Origin of the sequence: Vibrio ostreicida (assembly GCF_013074385.2) — a bacterium.
Taxonomy (GTDB): Bacteria; Pseudomonadota; Gammaproteobacteria; order Enterobacterales; family Vibrionaceae; genus Vibrio; species Vibrio ostreicida.
This window is the reverse complement of the sequence record NZ_JABEYA020000017.1, coordinates 103,768-124,721: the sequence shown is the minus strand read 5'-3', so window position 1 is coordinate 124,721 and position 20,954 is coordinate 103,768. Positions and strand designations below refer to the sequence as shown.

Below are 20,954 nucleotides of genomic sequence, written 5' to 3'. Positions count from 1 at the left end.
ATATATAGATTCATTACCCAGTCTCTTTTCATCTGCTTTATTCTGATGCCCAGTGCACTTTTTGCGACCACATTAAGTGATATCCGGCCACACCATGCAACGTCCGATAAGACATGGGCTGAACAGTGGTTTTACAATGTGGCGGTTCCCGATGTAGGTTATTTTAAGATCAGTCTGCAAAGCTACATTGCACCAGACTTTGACACCCCGACACCAAAAGCGTATGTCCATCTTGCTTTTACCCCCCTCAATGGAAAAACCGTTAAGTACGATATCTTCCGTGATCAATTGATCATGAAAGGCTATGACAATGCAGACGACTTTCACTATGAAATTCCAGGCGTGGTGCTCGCGAATCAAGATACGCTTGAGGTCACGCTAGATAACTTCTATTTTACCCTGCGTTGGGATGGCGAGCATGCGCACTATTGGCGCGGACACAATCCTGGTCAAACCCCTTTTGGTATTATACCTGAGCTACCGGGAGTGGGAGGAAAGTGGTTTCTTTATACGGTTGGCACCCCCATTCAATACACGTTCTCTGATGGCGATTTGTCCCTTTTTGGCAGCGGTTATGTTCAAGTAGACAAGGGATGGTACGACAAGGAATCAAGTGCAGGGATGGTCTATAGCATGGGCTTATCCGAACAGCTCTATTACATGTTTACTGGGGCGAAAATAGGGACATCAAATATCGAGTTGTGGGCAGGCAGGTATATTTCTGATCAATATGACCTCATTTTCTATCCCGCACTGGGCAATCTCACGGTAAAAAGAGAAATTGACTCGTGTAAAGGCTACTTAAAAGTCGAAATGAATAAACTGCGCTATAAAATGATCATGGAAGCCCGCTCTGATCTCAACCAGTTTTATCCTCTAGAGTTTCCTTCAGTGATCATCTTTGGTGGCGAACAAAAATACATGAAATCGATGAAAGCCTCGGTGGATTTTTCTCTATACGAATGGGGGAAATTAGCCGAAAACATTTATATGCCTCAAGCTTTGCTGGAATTCAGTGGTCCTTTCTACTGTGATGATTTGGATGGCAAACAAGCAACGATGCTTCCCTAAAACGAACAGCTGGCCCCTAAGGCCAGCTGAGTTGACGATCGATATTAGAGACGGACATCAAGACCGACGAAAAAGAACCCCATCATCACTGACCAACAACTCACCTTTGTGCAAACATTTTCCGTTGCTTATCCATTGCGCTTCCAGTTCACATTCTAACGCCCCTTCAATCACGCTCTCCTCTGTCAGCGCCAGTAATGTGGTCAGTTCTAGCTCTAAAACACCGATTTGCACGACACTCGCAGGCTTACTCAGAGTATGTGCCGGATAAACCTTATTGACTTGCCACTGCTGCTCACTCATAAACCGAATCTGTGCCAAAGGCTTTTCCCACCACAAGATAGCGCTGCCTTTGTCAGGATCAACCCCATCCTTAAGCCAAACACCGTGCCCCTGATCGATCATGGTGTCTTGTGAAATATAACCCGCAATAAGTGGGACTTTGACCAACACGGGTAAGGCTTGATATGGCGACCAATTCGCGGTCAGTAGCTTTAGCCAACTGGCTGAAAAACCGACCAAAACGAAGCGATAGTGTTCACACTGAACCACAGGGTAAATACCGGAAATGAGACTGCACGGCTCTCCATTGACGCTAAGATCTCGCACGAAGGGAGCGCTAATTACCGAGAAAAGAGCCGCGGCCAATGACGGCGTAAGATCATCTGGGAGATCTTTGACTGAATCGATGGCAAGCAGGGCTGACGCCCCTGCTTGCCAATCCGAGTGGCTGCACCAAATACCACTTTTTGCATCACTTCGATACGCCCAAAATTGCCCTTCCCCTTCAACTTCCTGAAGTGAGATAGAACAAGAGTCTTTGCTCAAGCCGCCGCCAAGAATGCGATTAAGTTCAATTAAATCAAGCATGTTTTTTGACCTCAATAATGAAATTTATGGGTGAACTGGCGAGTGCTTTATCTATTTTAGGCATGATTCTTAACAACGCTTCATGCTGTCTTCTATTCTTGGGTTTCAGGTCAATCTGAACACCACCACTGATCCATTGTGCATTAATTTCCAAGCCCGTCATCGGTCCATTGAGTAACTTAAAGCTCAGAGCATCCTTACTTTTGATCACTTCAGCATTGTCCCATTTGACCGCACGATGGCTTTCACTCATCGCGTTGACCACATGCTCTGGTACTTTAGACGGTTTGTTTGGTGTGTCGTAGTCGTTATCCGTCGTCTGTGGCATACCGAATAGCGCAAAAAACTTGTGTTTGAGTTCAGGGTCCGCATCTTGCCGGCCCGTCACCCCTTCAATCTTCCAACTTCGACTTGAAGTCTGTTCAATACGATTATCCATTCAGTGCCTCTTTCAGTTTTTCTTGGCCGCGTACTAATTGAGTCTTTTGAGACAACAAGGTGGATTTTTGTTGTTCTAACTGTTCAATTCTCTGTTGCCACTGTTCGACCAAGTTGGCTTTCTCTCGTTCATCCACGTAGTCGCTTCGACGTTCGCTCAGCAGAGAGTTTAACTCATCCCGATCTAACGCTTGTTGTGGTTGGCTGATTTGCGCGAGTACTTCCCGACACTTTATCCATTGCTGGTAAGCGCTCTGTTGCTCTAACCGGCATTGGTTCTGCTGTTCGTTAGCTAGATTCCACTGCGCCTGAACCCGTTCTTCTCTTCGTTTTCTCAGTTGTAATAATTGCTTTAAAATTTTAGTCTCGTCATCGCTGAGTGTCGCCATTAGACCGCCTCACCACATATATCGTGCAAACGTTGTAACGTTTCTTGCACGGACGTCGGTTCATTGGCGTCTTGGCAAAGAAACGCCTCTATGGCATTAAATTTCTGTACGGCTTCGTCTGTTTTAAGATCTTGCCCCACCTGATACTCTCCCACTCGGATCAATAACTGAACTTCTTGATATAAAGCAATCAGATGGCGCAGGTGTTTGGCATCGTTTTTATGTTGTCCTGTAACGATTTGATCCATAACACGGCTGACACTGGCATTAATGTCGATCGCAGGGTAATGGCCCGATCCGGCTAATTTCCGTGATAAGACGATATGCCCATCAAGAATAGAACGTACTTCGTCCGCCACGGGTTCATTGATGTTGTCGCCTTCAACCAAGACCGTGTAGATGCCAGTGATACTGCCCGTTGATGCGGGTCCCGCTCGTTCAAGCAGAGAGGCTAACTGTACAAATACACTAGGAGGAAATCCGCTAGCCACAGCAGGCTCTCCCGCCGCTAGGCCGATTTCTCTCCCCGCTCGAGCAAATCGAGTCAACGAGTCGACCATCAGCAAGACATTTTTGCCTTGGTCACGAAAGTACTCGGCAATCGTCGTCGCGGTCACCGCTGCTTTCATTCTTTCCAAAGGCGGTTTATCCGATGTCGCGACCACAAGTACGGCTTTTTCTCTGGCTGACGGTGGCAGGCAATATTCGATGAATTCACGAACCTCTCTGCCCCGTTCCCCCACGAGGGCAAGAACAATCACATCGGCTTCACAATTGCCCGCCAACATACCCAGTAACGTACTTTTACCGCCACCAGCGGCAGCAAATATGCCAACTCGCTGTCCAACGCCCAGCGCTAAGGTCGAATCAATCGCCCTTACGCCCGTTGGCATGACTTTACTGATTAACTTTCGTTTAAGAGGGTTAGGTGCTTCGCCATGATTCACTCGCCACTCACCCACCCAATCTTCCTCTTCCATAGGCTGACCAAGGCCATCGACGATGCGACCCAGTAAATCATCGCCGACTTTGACACGATGACCATGCCCAAGAGGTTCTACATGCATATCTGTACCGATCCCCGTCGTTGAACGAAAGGGCGACAACCATGCCTCATTGCCTTTTATGGCCACCACTTCGGCTTGAAGTGTCTGACCAATACGGCAGAGCTCCCCCTGTTTCGCTCCTGGCAACGTAGAACGTATCAGCGTAGAAGTGACTTCCAAGATCTTACCGAATTGACGGTAGCTTGGGACAAAAGGAAGATCAGGAAAAACGTGCTGCTCTAGCGTGTTTAACATGTTAGCTTTATCCGGCAATTGCATTAGGCACCTCGGCTAGAATATCGACTTGCGCAATAACTTTGATACTCGCGTCGTCTCCGATCTCTTGGAAAGACAAGACGGGGGTCATCGGTAGTGTAGGCTCGATAATTTTCCTCAAATAACGTCTAACATCCAATGACGTAAGCAGAACACAAGGTAAATTATCGGGAAGTTTTTCCTTAACCAAGGCAAGGATCTTCTGCTCTTCTTCTGGCTCTAGCGCGCTGTAGGTGCCCACCGCTGATTGCCTGATGGATTCTCGCACTTGGTTCTCTATGCTGTCACCAATCAATACCATCGGGATCCAACCTTCAGCAACGGTAAACTTACGTCTAATGTGCCGTCTCAAGGCGACTCGAACATACTCAGTAAGCATCACGGTATCTTTCTCTTTCGATGCCCATTCCACTAAGGTTTCAAAGATGGTTCTCAAGTCACGAATTGAAATGTTCTCTTCCACAAGACGCTGCAGGATCTCCGTCACACGACTTACTGGCAACAAACGTTGTAGCTCTTTGACCAGTTCAGAATAACGCATCTCCATGGAATCCATTAGATAGCGAGTTTCTTGCACACCAAGAAAATCTTTTGCAAAGTGCTGAGCGGCCATATTGACCAGAGCAATGGCAATATCATTGCCCTGATAGCACGCCACCTCAGACAGGTTTATGACATCCAGATGCTCAGGCTTATACCAATGTAGGGTTTGTTTGTTAAAGCTAATTTTATTTTGCTGACTGGCAAGCCCCTCAACCTGAGATAGGGTTAATACATTCTGCTGAGTCACGGTCAGCTTCACGATGGGTTCCTGATAGAGCAGCAATTCGATCTGATCGCGTCGATCATTGCGCATGATCTGCAACTGTATTTCTGGCAATGGCAAACCCAGCTTCTCAAACAGTTCCCACCGGAGAGATTGCAAGGCGCTGTCTAGATTGTTTTCCACCAGATCTTCACCGATTGCCAATACGAGAGGAACTGCACCGGGTGTCATCTCTCTCTGCCCATCAGATTCCGTAGCTTCTCCGCTCGCAAAAGTCGTTTGTCCCTGTTTGCTTTTGTCTTTTTTCATAATATAGAGTGATGAGGCGAGAATGGCGCCGCCCAAGGGGCCAAACACAAACCATGGGAATCCGGGAATAATGGCAAACACAAACATCACACCCGCCGCCATTTGCAGCGACGAAGGTTGACGCGATATTTGCTGTACTAACTCGTTGGCCAGATTGTTCTTTGTTTCTCCTGGAACCCGAGTCACGATAAGGCCCGCAGTGATAGAAATAAGGAGTGACGGTATTTGTGCAATCAAGCCATCACCGACCGATAAGACGGCATAAGTATTAAGTGCTTCTGATGCCGACATATTATGTTGAAGAACACCCACCGCGACACCACCAAAAATGTTAGTCAGGATCACAATCACACTTGCAATCGCATCTCCCTTAACAAATTTCATCGCCCCATCCATGGCACCGTAGAGCTGACTTTCTTTCTGCACAATCGACCGTTGGCGCTTGGCTTCTTTAGCATCAATGGTTCCCGCACGCATATCGCCATCGATACTCATCTGTTTACCTGGCATACCATCCAAAGAAAAACGCGCACTGACTTCTGCGACACGCTCTGACCCTTTGGTAATAACAATAAATTGAACAATGGTAATAATGGCAAAAACAATGATACCAACCGCTAAGTTACCGCCGACGACAAAGTCACCGAAGGTATAAACAATATCACCGGCATCATGTTGCAATAAGATCAGACGACTGGTACTGATCGTCAGTGCCAATCGATAGAGGGTCGTAATCAGTAGCATCGAAGGAAATGCTGAGAATTCGAGAGGGTCCCGGATATAAATGGCGATCATTAACAAAACAATCGACATGCCAAGGTTTACGGCAATCAGAACATCCACTAAGGTCGTTGGCAAAGGCAAGATCATCATGAAAACGGCGATGATAAGCATTGCACTGAGGATAATATCTTGTCTGCCTGCCGCTTTCGCCAGCCAACGTGTTGCAAATGTCATACTATTCCCCTTCGTTTATCTGAGCCAGAAACTGGCGTTGTTTTTGGCACAAGTGAAACCACTGATGGGCGTCGTATTCTGGAGGGCAGAGGGCGCTGATAAACAGATGCTCTCGAATTGGAAATAATCGCTGCGGTAAACCACCAAATCGCTCTGGCTGATTGCGTTTTAGAGCTTTTTCGAGGTGATGTCCCTGACGGCCAATTAACCAAGAAGACATCATCAACCGTCGATCACATACTTCCAGTCTCAAACCAAACGTGTTCTGATGGATCTCGATGACATCGTCGACTTGGCAAGCTGGCAGTCTAAGCAAACTAATCAGCTGTTCGATGTTTCTCTTTAATTGAAGATCCATAGCCACTCCAGAATTTAATCACATGGCTATCTTGGCGTGTTAGGGACGATTTGAGTATCAGGTCTACACCTGATAAAAAACCCGGCCTAAGCCGGGTTGGAGTTTGTTGATAACAGGCGAAATGCGCTTAAGCATAAGCCTCAATGCCAAGATCCACTTTGGCAAGGCATTCTTCCCACTGTTCGTTGTCCACTTGAAGCGACATCGGAACTTTCTCTTTTGCAGCCGCTATCAGTTCACTGCGACTTTGTTGGTTCTGAACTGTCACAGATTGATGCAATTGGCTTGCGATTTTTGTTACCTCACGCACGAACGCATTGCTTTGTTCTTCGTCCGGTAACTGACTCACCTTGATGGAACGAAAACGGTCAATTGAGTCGCCCAACATATCACCCAGCAACTTTCCATCCTTTGGTTTTTCACCCAAACGTTCAAGCGCTTGATCAATGCGTTGTTGGGTCATTTTATCTTTAGCTGCCTGACGCGCGTCTTGCATACCAAGGAAATTACTCGCCGCAATCACATTGAGCAGAGTTTTGCCTGCATACGCACCCACAGGTGCCGCAGCCGCGCCAACAACAGCAACCGCCACAAGGGCTAGTCCACCTGTTCCAACAATCGCCAACGCGGTTAACGCGGCCAAAGCAGCAGCCCCGACCGTGGTCACAGCGACCGTCGCCACTGTAAAGGTTCTCGCCTTCCAGTTCATTTCATCCCACGTGTTCTTCGCATCTTGGAATAGGCGGCTGATCGCCGTCGCTTTGTTGGTTTCGTAACAATCACGAGCGAGTGTACCGACATCCTGAAGTGCCTCACGTTTCATCGCGTAACTTGCGACCGCTTTTGCTCGTTCATTGAAACTCCCCTGAGCTTGTATGCCTGTCATCAATGCATTGACCATCACTTCAGTGGTACGATGACGACTCACCACATTAGAGATCTGACGCTCTGAAGCCGTTTGCAATAACCCCCCAACCATCCGAGCCATAGCGCCTGCTAGTATACCCCCCCCCGGAACTACCGCTCCAGCCAACGTACCCGCTGCATTGGCAACCAGTCCCCCTCCTGCAGCGCCCTTAACGGCACCAGCAACGTATGGAGCACACTGTGCAAGGTGCAGCAACGCGATCATTTCGGCGCTCATTGTCATTGATTTCTCGGTCGGCAAAAACTCTCTTCTGCCTTGAAGGATGTCTTTGACCTGGTTCTCAACCGTGCTGGTCTTCCAAACTGTTTTGGCTACTGTCGCTAAGTCTGCGCCAAACCAACCACTATTGCCTGCCACAATCTGATAGGCATGAGTAAGGTTGCCAGCTAAGGCTTGTGACTCAATAGGATGTGCCATAGCCCAGTTATGCAAGTCGCCCAACGCTTTCATGACCCCAGCAGAGTCCCCAGAGTCGAGGCCTTCGCTATGTGAAGACAGCGTTTGATACAAGGCTTGATAGGCTTCAGCATAACCACTGATGCCGTTTTTTGCCATTTGACGTTCCAGAATGAGCGAACTAATGTCGGGACGATGATCTTCTGACCAACTGCCTGCAACGTTCTGCTTCATCCACGCTGACCAAGCTTCCATCGAGTTTCCACTGACGTCTGGATAGCCTCCGTCTTTCATCACTTGGCGATCAAATTGTGTCAATTGGAGCATTGACCGTTCATAATCCTTGTCCAACGTTTTTATCTGACTTTTGACCTGATCGATAACCGTCGTTAAGCCTTGATAATCTTTGACGAGAGCATTGTCTTGATTCTCATTAAGCGCTTGCTCCCACGTTGATCCAAAGCGATCATTCAGCGCTTTTTCTAAACGTGGCAACTGAGCCTCAAGCTCGCTCTGACGAACGGCAAGGACACAGACCTTGTCATTATTTGCCTTAATCGGCTTCAAGTAAGATAAAAAACCTCTTAGGTTAAGCCTTTTGGTATCGGAATCGATCGTTTGCCCAATCATGGTATCTAAACGAGCAAGTTTATTATTCAGTAACACTTTGGTGTCTTCAGCTTGCTGCCAAACAAGGCGTTTCGATTCAAGCTCGCTTAACCGATCTAACTGGCCCTGAGCCTCCCCCTTCACCACATTCACCTGACTGGTCACGCCTTCACTGATATTGGCTTTGGACAATGCATCCAGAGCAACAATATAGTCCTGTGTTGCGGAAATTTTTGCTCCCAAATAGCTGCCGTATCTCTGGGAATTTTGGCTAATATTATCAGCGAGTTGGCGTGTTTCCACATCGCGTCTTAAGTTGACATCAACACCATTATTGACCTCTTTGGTATAGCTATTTTCTTGATCAAGCCAGTTCATTTTGTGTTGAGTTTGGAGGACATCCTCTGCAAGCATACGACTTGTTTCATCCAGATCTAGGTCCTCAAGTTGCTCCAGTATACTGTCTTCCAACGCTAACTCGCGCAACTCAACCTCAAAGTCCGCAACCAATTCATCGCCTTTTGCAACAAAAGATTGGCCTGTCAAGGCAAGCAAGGTGGCATCAAAATGCATATCCAAATCGGTTTCTTGACGGAAATACGCTTGAGTTTGCTCCGTAAAAATAGCGGCACTGTGTCTTAATGCCTGCAGCTTCTGTGGTATTTCCAGTCTGGCTTCGACACCTTGTTGCTCCAGTTTCAAACGCTCTTTACTTTGCGATAAGGCTTGATTGATAAGATTGATTGCGCCCAGCTGTGCTTTATGTTCCGGCTGTAAAAAAGGCGTCTTAACATCATTGGCTAATTGTGGCACTTTTTCTGAAAGCGCATCGGCCAACGTCCGTAAGTTCACTGAGGCCATATCAGAAGCATATTCGACCAACTTATCCGCCAATCGATTTACCAAGGTCTCTCTATTATGATTCGGCGAATTGTCGATCATTTCGTAGCACAGTAGAGTCAACTCTGGCGTCAGTGAAGCTTGCAATGTCTCTGAACACGACAAGTAAAAGTCATGTACATCTTTGTAGCTCTGAGATTCAACGTCCCAAGCATCGGAAAATTGGTTAGTCATAGTTTCAATTTTTTCCAGCCGAGATAATTCTGACCGCATGGCACGTTTCAGTGCTGCAAGATTTTCTTGCTCCGCTTCAGGTACCGCTTGTGAGGCTTGTTCAATACTCTCAATACCCGACTTCACCGCGGCAATATCGTCCGACAACGATGCGATTGCTTCTCCTACTTTCTCTGGCGAAAGGTGATTATTGCTCGCTTGCGCTAACAGATTGGCTGTCGCCATGATCGACGAGTCTTTCACTATCTGGTTATAGTTTTTTACCTGATTTTGCACCTCACTCATTTCCACCGATTCATAGGAAAAAAAGTTAAACATTGAAAGCGAGGTCGGGGTAGGCAAATCCATTGGAGACTGACATCCACTAAGGACTTGTGAGGCCTTTTCCAACTGAGACCGTTGAGCAGGCTTAATGTCTGGCATCACCTGAGAGACCAAGTGAGTCGTGCGCTCTGGCACCTCAAGGACTTGTTCATCCTGCGAGATCACGTCTTGTGTGGTCACTTCAGAGTGTGGCGCTTGCTGGGTAATGTCTCTGATTTGACGCGCCGTCAATGGCGTTTGACCACTCATATCTAACCCCGACGCGACATTATCTGCAAACTTGTCACCATACTCATGCGCAAGAGCGTTCAAGAACACGCCCAAAGTGCGCAGATTCCCTTGAGTTTCCTTTTCAACAAACGCCTGAACGGACTTCATGTCACTGAGTAAGGGGATCTGAGTAAGCCACTGCATCACTTTGTCAGCAAAACTGAAGTTTGCTTGGACAATAACTGGGTTTCCAGAATGGCCATCCTCGAGTTTGAGTTGTCCATTTTCAACTCCCGTCATGAATTCATTTAGTGCTATTGGCATACTGACCTCCTATCGAGTCAAAGTGAACGGGTGCCGAAGGTTGGTTCACTAGTAGATTTTGAATGTTCTCATACTGAGTTACAGTGTCACTCAAGCCTTGATACAGGGTATCACCATCTTCAGCAGCGATTCTTGCCACATAAAGTAGTGCTCGACTGTTTTCTTCAAAAAACAAGTGGCCTGAGTTGGTGAGACTTAATGTGCTGTTTAACTGCATCGCGGTTTTAAATGTGCTTTGCTCAAATTCAGGCTCAACTTCCGTCACCATACAACGCAGTAACCAGTCTTGATCCTGTGGCGTCAGTGAAACAACTAAGTGCTCGTCAATCATCAGCACGCATTGCTCACAGTCATCGAATTCAATCGGTAAACCCAGCATGTCGCCCAGTCGTTTTAGTATCAGTTCATGATTCATGTTATCTCTCCCCTAAACGGATGGATTAGTCATTCCATTGGTCGAGTAGTTCTAGCATCACTTCCTGCACATGCTCTTTTTGTTCAACGTCGCGATAGCACCCTTCGGACATCACCGCCATCAACCCTTTCCAGCGACGAAGAAAAATCACTTTTCTTTCTTCCACCAAGGGTAAACGACCAATGATGAGTGACAGAGCATCCGGGTAAGTCCAAGATTGCTCCAGAAGTTCAATGGTCACGGACATCACCCTATGTGGGTCGAGCCCCGTCGCTTTGGCCAGAGACTGACAATGATCTTCGAACGTCATAAATAGCAGTAATCGTTTTAAATCATCGATGGTAGCCACGACTTTGGTCATATCGTCTCGCGTTTGCCCCTGATCCAGTGGCTCTGCCATTGCTCGAATCAAAACACGAATATATTGACGTCTATCTTGGTGCTGCTTCAGTAACTCAAACCAATGCGCTAACCCTTGTTCACCTCTTTTCGCATTCTGATAGAGCTGACGGACAGCACGCAGACCCTCTTTACCAACGTTAAGCCCTTGTGATGCAGCGAGTATTTCCAGTTCAATTTCTTCTTCTGCGAGAATGTCTATCAGCCTCTGCTTCAGCTGTTTACGTATCGAAGGTGGCAAGCCTTTAAATCCGAGCAACGCCGTCAACACTAAAGCCATCTGTCCCTTTTCTAGGCCTGAGCTCTCCATCGCTTTGAACATTTGGCCCGCATCGGAGAATCGAGATAGCTGCTCAGCAATACGGTTGATCGACTGGCGAGCCATTTTATCCATTTGTTGTAAAAGCTTTTCAACCCCATCCATCATAGGGTTTTGTTCTTTAGCGCCTACGTTGAGGCGCCTAGCCATACTACTGAGTCCTAAACTCAAGCTTTCCATGGTTTCTTCAATCGCTTCTGACCTCATTTCTGCTAATGCTGCACTGGCCTGACTGGCCATCGATTCTCCGGAAAATGACGCTTTAGGCGTATTTTGTGCAAAGGTGTGAAGTTCTGTCACTTGATGGCCATCAATTCGCATCTCGGGCTCTCCTGTCAGGCTAAAGACTGTTGGTCATGTTTGCATGAGAATGAGTCGAGTAAAGACTGTAGGTGCTGCTCCAAATCAAGCCGAATAACGACACTATTCGAGGAGAGCTCCGCTTGCGATGACGCTAATTCCTCTTTAAGTTCGACTTCCATGTTATCGCCAAAGCTGTCTTTCATGGTCTGAAAATGCGCTCTCGACACATGCAGCTTCAGCGCCCCTTTCCCACTCTGATATGCGATTTGGTCGCTGAGCCTTTTCACAAGGAATTGACTCATATCTTGGTCTGTTGCCCATTGTTCAATCACACGACGAACCTGCTGACTGATCCTACCCTTTAGGCTTTCAATCAGGCTTCTTTCTAAATTCGCTTCATTAACCATCCAAGTTAACGTCTCAGCCACCGCTTGTTTCTGGGCCTGCTCTCGCCACTCGTCTTCAAGCTGTTTCGCGTGCAACTGAGCCTTTTGAATGATTTCGGCCGCACTGTGATGCGCTTGGTCTCGCTGAACTCTTGCTTTTCGGATCGTTGCTGCGATTCTTTGACGAGCTTTGCTTTCGCTTTTCTTCGCTCGAAGCATGGAGTCAATAACCGTGTTTGGAACAACGTCGCTCGACTTTTGCAATTCACAATGAGTAATTGAAATAGAAAATGGGTTCATAGAAATCGCTCCAATTTGAAAATCCACGCCACAACGCAAGCCACTTCGTCTTCTTTCATCTCTTCCAACGGTTCGACCACCGGTAAATTCAGCCGCAACACTGACCAAAAAGGCGAGCCGTTCCAATATTGACTGATCGCGCTCACCGCATATTTCTGAGCGCGTTCCGTCATGACATTGGGTGACCATACGGGGGGCTCAACACCTGGCGGCCATAATGCAATCAATTGTTCAATCTGAGCCTGACTAAAGGTCTGTTTCAGCGCCTCACGGTACTCGCTGTCCCAAAGGTAATCAGGGCAATTTTGAGCCACGAGCCCTGCTGCTGTACTAAGCATTAATAAGCGCGGCAATAAACGAACCCAAGGCTGAACCTTGCCTATATCGCCTTTCGGGATACCATCGAAGCAACCTGTACGGCTTAATATCACGTTATCTAACCGATTTGCGACCAATGGGTTGGTTTTATACAGCGTTTGCCATGGCATTAGCCCAAGCTTATCCCACCACTGTGGATGCATGTGCTCGCCAACCTTTCTGATTGTTTGGTTCAGTTGCAAATAATCGGTAGACATCACTATCCCTCTTTTCTGCGACCCAACACTAAGCCTGCGATTCCCGCAATAAACACACTGCCAAGTCCAACCGTCACCGGGGTTTTGTTGTTCGCTACCCAATTCTGTGCGTCGTCCCAATCCGTTTGATTTGGTTTAACCACGGGCTGATAACGAAAGTCTGCTGGTTGCAAAAATAAGCTGATGTTTTCGTATTGAAGATCAGGCACGGCATTTTTGATCAAGTTTCGGATCTGGGATTCTGAGTTACTTAAATTGGCTTCCGGAGAATACTTGATATAGATCGCCGCCGACTTTTCACTTGGGACATTACGTCCAGAATTATTATTCTGATGACCTTGAGCGAGCGAAACACGCGAGCTGATAACTCCGTCCATACTGGATAGCGTCCGCTCAAGTTGTTGCTCTTTGAGGTAACTCATTTTTGCCTCTTCCTGAGCAGGCGATGACACTAACTGCCCTGAAGGAAACAACTGCTCAATACCGACATAGTCCGCTTTTGGATACCCATTTTGTCTCAACAACTCGACAGCATTAATAAACTGATCTTTTTCAATTTTAAGTGTTACCTTGCCCGTTTTTGCGTCCGCTTCTGAACTGGCATCAATATTATTGAGCATCAGTAATGCCACCATTTGGTTCGCTTCTGACTGGGGCAGGTTTTGATACAATTCAACCTTGCACCCTGCCAAAAACAAAGCCAGAACAAGGGCTAGCCATTTGAATTTTCTCATTGCATTGACACCAATTTATTGATCGATTGAGAAAGACTGCCTGCCGTTTTTGCGGCGAGATCGACCTCGACAAGAGCGCGTGTGACCATAGCTTGGCTTTGAATCGCCTGCGCCGGATCAATACCAAGAGGCACATTCGCACCGGAAACAGGGGCAACCGCCTCATTCAGTGAAGCCGTGTCTTTTTGGCTTTGTTGCATCAGTTGACTGAATTTATCGACCATCGACTCATCTGGATTGATCGTCTCTGCTTGTTTTTCGAAAGAACTCGCTGTTGCTTTAGCGATAGCACTTAATTCCATGTTAACCCCCAGTAATCAGTGAACAAATTTTGTGAGTATCCGCCTTCTCTGCCGTTGATAGATACAGCAAACGCAGACCTTCTGCCTGAGGTCCCTCAAGACCACTTAATGCGCGAATCGCTTGCGGACGTTTGTCCAACGCGAAGTACACAAGACTTGAACAAACTTGGCAGTCGATCGGGTCGCTAATCAGGTCGGCAAACGCCTCCAAAATACACAACGCCTGCTTTTCCAAACCATGGTTGGCCGCGGCGATAGCTGCCTCTACCAACAGCTGTTTATCTGAACTGTTCATATTTTCGCTATGATCCCCTGCACCATGTCCTTGACGGTTTTAATCAAGGCACTCTCATACCCGATGAAGTTTGAATACTGCTGCATAGCAAACTGAGCTTGCATCATTTGATCAGGGTCATTCGGATCAGCCTGAGCCATTTTGGTTTTGATGTCTTGGGCAGATTGCGTCGACCGCTGAGATAGTTGGCTAATAATCGCGTTAAGATCCATGGTCTGACTCCTATTTCTTACCTGATCGTAAAACTGAAGGACTGCATTGGTAGCGTTTTTTAAATGCACCAATGAAATGTGAATGGCTACTAAAGCCAGAATCAAAGGCCACGTCGGCAATTTTTCTATTGGTTTCTAAAATGATTTGTTTGGCATAGCTTAAGCGCTTCTGAGTTAGCCAACTTTTTGTCGATTGACCGTAATATTTATAGAAGGCAGTGTTCAGCTTAGTGACTTCAATACCTAACATTTCTGCATAACGAGACACAGGCCATTGCTCGTATAAATGTTGATGCATGAAGTCAAACACCTTGTCATTAGGGTCTGAATACTGACTCAGTAAGTCGGAAAAATACGGCTTGTCCATTTCTAAACAGTACGTAAACACAAACCGCAACATGACATCTTTACTGACCTTGTGAAGCTGCTCAATGACATTCACCAATTCATCAAATACGGGGACAGACTTGACGTCACCATTTGAGTGGCCTCGGGCTGCAGAATGTTGGCTAACAAGCTCAGTCAGTAACGGGTAAACTTGACACACTTCACCGGGGTAAAAGAATACACTCATCCAATCTTGTCGTGACGACGCATGAATATGAGCATCTTCACCAACCATCAAAAGCTGATTTTCGCCAACCTCAATGCGTTTTCCGTGATAATCGATATGACCGGGCTTGTAAAACAACACCACTTGCAATGCTTTCATATCAACGACCTTATGTCTTTTTCTGTTGTAGTTAGTTTGCCTCTGTCAAGTGATTCTTGGTATCAGGTCAACACCTGAGTTAGACACTCTGGTGTTAACTCCAGCCGAAATTAAGAGAGTGCCCTTTCCTAAACTGAAAACTTGATGATGAGTCGAGGGTTAAACGTATTGGAAAAGAGCCACACGACCATGGTTCGTTGGTTTTATCGAGTAAACATAAGCAGAGAGACGCCTAACTAGAGAAGTGAGGCCACAAAATCACAACGTGAATTATAGGGGGTTATTTGGGGTTCTAATTAGCGCCAATCAAGGCACTGGAAAAACTCACACCCAATAAAAGAAACGTATCCTTGTCGGAAGTGTACTGATTTGTTGCAACGCCACCTTGAAGTTTCAATTGGACACGGCGTGACAAGTGCTTAACCAATCCAAGATGATGGGATTCATATTGGTTTGTTTGCAACGTGCCGTAAAGTTGCGCGCCCGTCGCGGGGTATTGAGACAGCAAGGCACTGAAGTCATTCTCTGAATGGCTTCGGCCTAACGTATAGTAAACAAAAATGTCTGGTTTCATCTTTGCCCCGGCCAGAAAACGATAACGATACCCCTCAAATAACACATACTGGGTTTCACCATAGTCGATCTTTGTTGTGTCAAAGGACAACACAAACGAACCGATAGGCACTTCAAGGGCAACGTTATAGTAATAGGACGCTTGGTCATCCAATGCGACGGTATTATCAAGGCCAACAAGACCACTCTGTATTGCCTCAAGCCCACTGCCTGTAAAATCCGCCGTGGTTTTTGCTAGCGTGATGCGACTTTTGAGGTAATGCCAATCACTCTTGATATCCATCCCGATAGGAACCGTTAAATCTAAGGTATTCTGCCCCAACTCATTATTATTTGATTTACCGGAAACGACCCTAAAGTTATGGTTCTTCCATGGAAAACGCCATTCAACGCCTTCATAACGAGTCACATTGAGGGGATAGACCTCACGGGGAAAGGACAACCAAGGGTAGAGGAGCGAATTGTAAACTCTATCACTAAATAGGTTTTTTCTACCGAAAGAAAAACGACCATATTCGCCCGTATCCTTTTCAATAAAAAGCTCAGAAATCTGGATATCATTCTCATATAATTCTGAGAGAACCGAAGATTTAAACCTAAACCCGTGCCAATCATCACCAAGGGTGATTTTAACGTAGGAGTCACCAATATCCTCACCTTTAATGTAATCGTTCTCGGACGGCGCATAAAATAGGCTGCCGCTGATGAACACCTCTGAGGCGCTCAGTGACGAGGCAAAAGCAGCACACGTTATCGCTAAATACAGCAGCCCGCAGGGGTTCAATTCTGTGCGACTCACGTTATTTAGAAAACGTGCTGATGGCTTTAGACAAACTTGACGACAGTTCAGCAAGCTCAACCGAGAGGTTGCCAACATCGCCGACTGTATCTAATGTAGTGCCTATCGCCACCCTAGAATGTTCTGTGTTTGATTTCACTTTTTCTGTGGCCTGAGTTTGCTCTTCCGTACTCGATTTGATTGATACACTCTGCCCTTGAATTTGTTGTACTTGTTGAGAAATAAGCTTAAGCGACTCACCTGCTTGTAACACCGTATCCGCGTTCGAAGATGCCCGATCTTTTGACGTCTCTAACACCGAGTTGGCTGACTGCACCGATTCAATCAAATTACTCAATAGCGTATTGATTTGCTCTGTCGATTTGACCGTTCTTGAAGCAAGCTCGCGCACTTCTTCAGCCACAACCGCAAACCCTCTTCCTTGCTCTCCCGCTCGCGCCGCTTCAATGGCGGCATTCAGCGCCAAAAGATTGGTTTGGTCAGCAATGTCATTAATAACACTTAAGATATTGGTGACGTTCTCTGTATCTGAAGCCAAATTTTGAATAACCGAATAGGTATTTTGTAAATCTTCTTGGAGTTGTTCTGATTCCGATTCTGAGAGACGCATCTTTTTCTCACAAGAGCTCAGCTCCTGTTGTGCTTCTACAATCAACTCCGACGTTTCATTGGTCGACAGCGCAACTTGATCCACACTCAAAGCAAGCGCACTCATTTCGTTCACTAACTCTTCAGACAACGTGCTGAGCTTTTCCATCTCATGGGTCGAACTCGACGTTCCCACCTTGAGCTTTTTTGAAATGCCCAGCATCGGATTACACACTGATACCACTGCGGTAATCGACGTCTCAAGACTCGCCACAAAACGATTAAAATTATTGGCAAGTTGTGCCGTTTCATCGTTACTTTTTGTTTTAAGTCGATAAGACAGATCCCCCCGTCCTTCACTCAACTTACTTAAATTTTCTGATATATTAGTGATTGAAAACGAGACGTTTGTTGCGATAATTTGAGCAATGATGACCACAAAAAGTATTGAGATACAGGAAATGGCCAAAATTATTTTTAGTTGGCTTTCAAGCGATTCGTTGCTCTCCAATGCCAGTTGTCTCAATTTTACACGCTCTTGCTCAACCACCGCTTTCAGATCAGCAACAAGCTGTCCGTGGATGGCACTCTTTTGGTTTGCTGTCTGGCTCAAAACAGCAAAATCCCCATCAAAGTCTCCGCCCAACATGGCTTGCGAAACCTTTTCAGAAAGAGCGACATATTGCCTGAGTTCATCAATTAATTCAGGGGAAACGGTGTTAGAGTTGCGGCTCAAAGCCATGAGCTTGTCCATCAATTCACCAGACTTTGTTTGCGCCTCCTTTAGGATGCTTTCATCACCGAAGGTGACGCTCTGTGTAAACAGACTTTCAATCTCATTAATCGCATGGTTGGCGAGCTCTGCGGCAATGGTATTCGCAAATTGCTCACCAGAAAGTTTATCCAAAAATACTTTGTTGGTACTTATCGAACTGACATTCAAATAGCCAATCGACAAAAATGCACACAAAGCGATCGCCGTAATGGAATGAATTTTCATTCGTATAGAAATGAAAAGTGATTTCATAAGAGCTCCAACATCATGGGTAGTGGGCTTAGGCGATGCCTAAGCCCAATCGTCTAAAATTCGCCAATGACTTTCACATCATCAGTGACACTTCCTTTTTCTACGTAGCCAATCAGATCTGGGTTGTTCGCGACTAATTGTATCACTTCATCGTCACTGTCAACCTCTTTCGGCGGTGTTCCCTTGCCTGTGAATATAAGCTTAGACCAGTATGCCTTGTATTGTGAGCTTGACTTACCCACCACGTTTTTGTTGAACTCTGCCGCAAGTGGGCTCGATGAAACATGAGCAATTGGAATAATCGGACGGCCGCTTTCCAACTTCTTATCAAGATTAAGATAAATCCTTGATATTTGCTTTTTATCCAGAACCGCTGAGCTGGATTTGTTTACGATCACAACGACGGCTGAGGCTGCATTGAACGAAAACAATAGTGTTGTTAACATCATCATTAGTCTTTTCATGTAACCTCCTTAAAAAATTATGCTGACACCAGTTCTAAAGAACTGTGTATCTTGATCGGTATAGTCGTTATCGGTATAACCATATTCAAACTTCAAAGCCGCGTTTGAATGGAAATCGTATCGCACACCAACAATATGTGTTTGGTCTTCAGAAAGGACCGCATCTGCGACTTGTTTCGCGGTACTGTATCGGCTATCTGAGGTGGACACGCGGTCTAAGCCGTTCGACTTGTCTGAAGTGGAATAAGAATAGTGAAGAGTGTAGTCACTTATTCTGTAACCTACAGTAGCTAAGAAACGGTCATCTTCAGAAATCGAGATCACGTCGTCATCGAAGCGCACCTCGGCATACTCCACACCTAAGTAATATTCACCTGGGTCATAATAGCCAGCCACACCTGCAATATGCCCGCCCATATCTTCAATGACAAAAGCACCAGGTAAATCAGTGAAGCTAGACTGAACGGTAACCAATGTTGTACTTGTCAGTGATATATCAAACTGTGAATAAATGAGTTTTGCTTTAAAATCGCCATAACTCACATCAAAATTCGAAATAATATTGTACGTGCCCGACAGATCTCCAGCCGTCAGTGTGACATTTCTCGTGCCTGAACCCAGATAAACAGAATAATCAAAGTCACCCACATTATTGGCATAAAAGACGTTGATCCCATCGTAATTGGTCACGTTGCTCGCATACACTTCAATCGGTGGAGAAATCCAGTTATATGCGTAACTCACATCCAGATATTCGGAGTAATAGTAAAACGGCGCTCTAAGCCGTCCGAATTTGATGTCAAGGTTATCGTTGTACTGATATTTGACGTAAGCCCACTCAAACTCGGGGTCAAAATCGTCTTTCCCGCGAGCCACCAATTGTACAGTAGCACTCAAGCCATCTGACAGATCCGAAGAGCCCTGAAGTCCGACCACAGACAACTTATCAATCCGCAATTCATCTGTTAGGGTATCGTAATCTCTGTTTTCGAATGTTCTTCCACCTGCGATCGTCGCATAACCTCGCCAGTCTATCTCGGCCAGTGCTAAATCCGAGTAAATGAGGCACACACTGCTGAGCACCAAAGTGATCTTATTGGTTTTTCCAAGTTGTATCATCTTAATATCGTCCTTAAATGATTACCCTTTGAAGGCATTTTTCACTAAACCATTGACCAAAATAATCAGTCATCTCAAACACTAGCCCATAAATTTTGAGGCCGCACAAAATACAATAAAAATTTGAATACTTGTGTTATCGCGCCATTCGTCACTTCGTCATTCGATTTTAAGTTCAGCAAGATAGGGTCAGCTAGACTACAATTGGGTTTCAAGTAGTCCGTAAGTCGGCTCGGATTAACGCCCATTTGAGTGAAATGATGGACATGAAGATAAAGATAATCACTTTGTTAACGGTCGCTCTTTCTGCAACTCCCCTAATTGCCTCTGAGCCAGAAGTCGTCGAAATCGCACTTGGCCAAGTCTATCGAGACTCGGAAATAAACAAAAAATTCGGGCTGAGTGTCGAGGGTGATCTTGAAAGGATTTATATCAATGCCGCGCTGCAACCAAAGTTCATTTATTTGCCCAATGAACGGGCGATTAAAAGTGTACTGTCAGGGCAGTACGATGCGTTGGATCTCAGGATCGGCAGCTTGGAGCAAGAAGAAAGCCTTCTAAAGATCGATGTTCCGTTGGCTTATATGGAAATCTATTTATTTACGATTGGCGATGAGTATTACGAAGATTTGTCGCAACTCAGTGACAAGGTGGTGGTCTCTCACCATGGCACACGTTATGTAAAAAAGTTAAAAAACTACAAAAAATTGCATTTGGTCCAGTCGCAGAAACAAGGCGCATTAATGCTGTCGAAAGGAAGAGCTGATGTGTGGCTTGCACCTAAAGTCATGTTCGAAGCGTTAAATGGCGCATTTTCTAACATTAAATTGGCCAGTCCCGCCATATCACGCGAACCCCTCTATCATTTTATTCATGTATCAAAAGCTCATTTGCGCCCTCAGCTTGAAGAGTCAAGTAAAGCATTTATGCAGGATCGAGCAAAACAACAACAAGCGTCCGATTGATCATCGTCTCTATTTCTGGCTTTTTTACCCACCTCTTTTCCTTCTCGTCACTCACGTCTGAAGGTCGCGCGCTGGCCAAAAATAAAGGCGTATCCCCTTCCCCCTAGATTGAGTTAGGTGAA

The 20,954-nt window shown here is 46.0% G+C and carries 22 protein-coding genes; 2 read left to right on the top strand and 20 right to left on the bottom strand.

Annotation, left to right across the window (positions count from 1 at the left end):
- The first annotated feature begins 45 nt into the window (after positions 1-45).
- A complete protein-coding gene (locus HLM86_RS17150; protein ID WP_143678180.1) occupies positions 46-1,071 on the top strand; it encodes a hypothetical protein in 1,026 nt (341 codons plus the stop codon).
- A 57-nt stretch (positions 1,072-1,128) separates the two neighbouring features.
- On the opposite strand, the gene HLM86_RS17145 is transcribed toward HLM86_RS17150, so the two are convergent.
- From HLM86_RS17145 to HLM86_RS17050, 20 genes are all read right to left on the bottom strand, one after another.
- The gene (locus tag HLM86_RS17145; RefSeq protein WP_076587952.1) at positions 1,129-1,941 is read right to left on the bottom strand and encodes a hypothetical protein; all 813 of its coding nucleotides are present in this window, start codon (positions 1,939-1,941) and stop codon (positions 1,129-1,131) included.
- Positions 1,934-2,380, bottom strand: coding sequence for a hypothetical protein (locus HLM86_RS17140; RefSeq protein WP_076587950.1), 447 nt, complete (start codon positions 2,378-2,380; stop codon positions 1,934-1,936). Before HLM86_RS17140 ends, HLM86_RS17145 begins: the two co-directional genes overlap by 8 nt.
- Positions 2,373-2,768, bottom strand: coding sequence for a hypothetical protein (locus HLM86_RS17135; RefSeq protein WP_076587948.1), 396 nt, complete (start codon positions 2,766-2,768; stop codon positions 2,373-2,375). Before HLM86_RS17135 ends, HLM86_RS17140 begins: the two co-directional genes overlap by 8 nt.
- Positions 2,768-4,093, bottom strand: a complete 1,326-nt coding sequence (locus tag HLM86_RS17130) for an EscN/YscN/HrcN family type III secretion system ATPase (RefSeq protein WP_076587946.1) — start codon at positions 4,091-4,093, stop codon at positions 2,768-2,770. Before HLM86_RS17130 ends, HLM86_RS17135 begins: the two co-directional genes overlap by 1 nt.
- Positions 4,077-6,122: an EscV/YscV/HrcV family type III secretion system export apparatus protein gene (locus tag HLM86_RS17125; RefSeq protein WP_076587944.1), complete on the bottom strand. Its 2,046-nt coding sequence runs from the start codon at positions 6,120-6,122 to the stop codon at positions 4,077-4,079. Before HLM86_RS17125 ends, HLM86_RS17130 begins: the two co-directional genes overlap by 17 nt.
- Position 6,123: 1 nt before the next feature.
- Positions 6,124-6,480 carry a hypothetical protein gene (locus HLM86_RS17120; RefSeq protein ID WP_076587942.1) on the bottom strand — a complete coding sequence of 119 codons (357 nt, stop codon included), beginning with the start codon at positions 6,478-6,480 and terminating at the stop codon, positions 6,124-6,126.
- Positions 6,481-6,607: 127 nt separating this feature from the next.
- Positions 6,608-10,345, bottom strand: coding sequence for a type III secretion system effector BopA family protein (locus HLM86_RS17115; protein WP_076587940.1), 3,738 nt, complete (start codon positions 10,343-10,345; stop codon positions 6,608-6,610).
- A complete protein-coding gene (locus tag HLM86_RS17110) occupies positions 10,326-10,760 on the bottom strand; it encodes a CesT family type III secretion system chaperone (RefSeq protein WP_076587938.1) in 435 nt (144 codons plus the stop codon). Before HLM86_RS17110 ends, HLM86_RS17115 begins: the two co-directional genes overlap by 20 nt.
- Positions 10,761-10,785: 25 nt before the next feature.
- Positions 10,786-11,799, bottom strand: coding sequence for an HrpJ domain-containing protein (locus HLM86_RS17105; protein WP_076587936.1), 1,014 nt, complete (start codon positions 11,797-11,799; stop codon positions 10,786-10,788).
- Positions 11,800-11,813: 14 nt separating this feature from the next.
- Complete coding sequence (locus HLM86_RS17100; RefSeq protein WP_076587934.1) at positions 11,814-12,467, bottom strand: type III secretion protein; 654 nt, start codon at positions 12,465-12,467, stop codon at positions 11,814-11,816.
- Positions 12,464-13,042, bottom strand: coding sequence for a type III secretion system domain-containing protein (locus HLM86_RS17095; protein WP_076587932.1), 579 nt, complete (start codon positions 13,040-13,042; stop codon positions 12,464-12,466). The genes HLM86_RS17100 and HLM86_RS17095 overlap by 4 nt, the downstream gene beginning before the upstream one ends.
- Positions 13,043-13,044: 2 nt before the next feature.
- The gene (gene sctJ, locus HLM86_RS17090; RefSeq protein WP_076587929.1) at positions 13,045-13,776 is read right to left on the bottom strand and encodes a type III secretion system inner membrane ring lipoprotein SctJ; all 732 of its coding nucleotides are present in this window, start codon (positions 13,774-13,776) and stop codon (positions 13,045-13,047) included.
- Entirely contained in the window at positions 13,773-14,078 is a 306-nt protein-coding gene (gene sctI / locus HLM86_RS17085; protein WP_076587927.1) for a type III secretion system inner rod subunit SctI, read from the bottom strand. Before sctI ends, sctJ begins: the two co-directional genes overlap by 4 nt.
- Position 14,079: 1 nt before the next feature.
- Entirely contained in the window at positions 14,080-14,373 is a 294-nt protein-coding gene (locus HLM86_RS17080) for an EscG/YscG/SsaH family type III secretion system needle protein co-chaperone (RefSeq protein WP_076587925.1), read from the bottom strand.
- Complete coding sequence (sctF, locus tag HLM86_RS17075; protein WP_076587923.1) at positions 14,370-14,585, bottom strand: type III secretion system needle filament subunit SctF; 216 nt, start codon at positions 14,583-14,585, stop codon at positions 14,370-14,372. The genes HLM86_RS17080 and sctF overlap by 4 nt, the downstream gene beginning before the upstream one ends.
- A gap of 10 nt (positions 14,586-14,595) precedes the next feature.
- Positions 14,596-15,297: a helix-turn-helix transcriptional regulator gene (locus HLM86_RS17070; RefSeq protein WP_076587921.1), complete on the bottom strand. Its 702-nt coding sequence runs from the start codon at positions 15,295-15,297 to the stop codon at positions 14,596-14,598.
- Positions 15,298-15,589: 292 nt separating this feature from the next.
- Entirely contained in the window at positions 15,590-16,669 is a 1,080-nt protein-coding gene (locus tag HLM86_RS17065) for a hypothetical protein (RefSeq protein WP_143678170.1), read from the bottom strand.
- Position 16,670: 1 nt separating this feature from the next.
- Positions 16,671-18,284 carry a methyl-accepting chemotaxis protein gene (locus HLM86_RS17060; protein WP_076587917.1) on the bottom strand — a complete coding sequence of 538 codons (1,614 nt, stop codon included), beginning with the start codon at positions 18,282-18,284 and terminating at the stop codon, positions 16,671-16,673.
- A 53-nt stretch (positions 18,285-18,337) separates the two neighbouring features.
- A complete protein-coding gene (locus tag HLM86_RS17055; RefSeq protein WP_076587915.1) occupies positions 18,338-18,748 on the bottom strand; it encodes a type 2 periplasmic-binding domain-containing protein in 411 nt (136 codons plus the stop codon).
- 9 nt (positions 18,749-18,757) lie between these two features.
- Positions 18,758-19,867, bottom strand: a complete 1,110-nt coding sequence (locus tag HLM86_RS17050; RefSeq protein ID WP_076587913.1) for a porin — start codon at positions 19,865-19,867, stop codon at positions 18,758-18,760.
- A gap of 266 nt (positions 19,868-20,133) precedes the next feature.
- On the opposite strand from HLM86_RS17050, the gene HLM86_RS17045 reads away from it, so the two are divergent.
- A complete protein-coding gene (locus HLM86_RS17045; RefSeq protein WP_076588124.1) occupies positions 20,134-20,832 on the top strand; it encodes a substrate-binding periplasmic protein in 699 nt (232 codons plus the stop codon).
- The last annotated feature ends 122 nt before the right edge of the window (positions 20,833-20,954 follow it).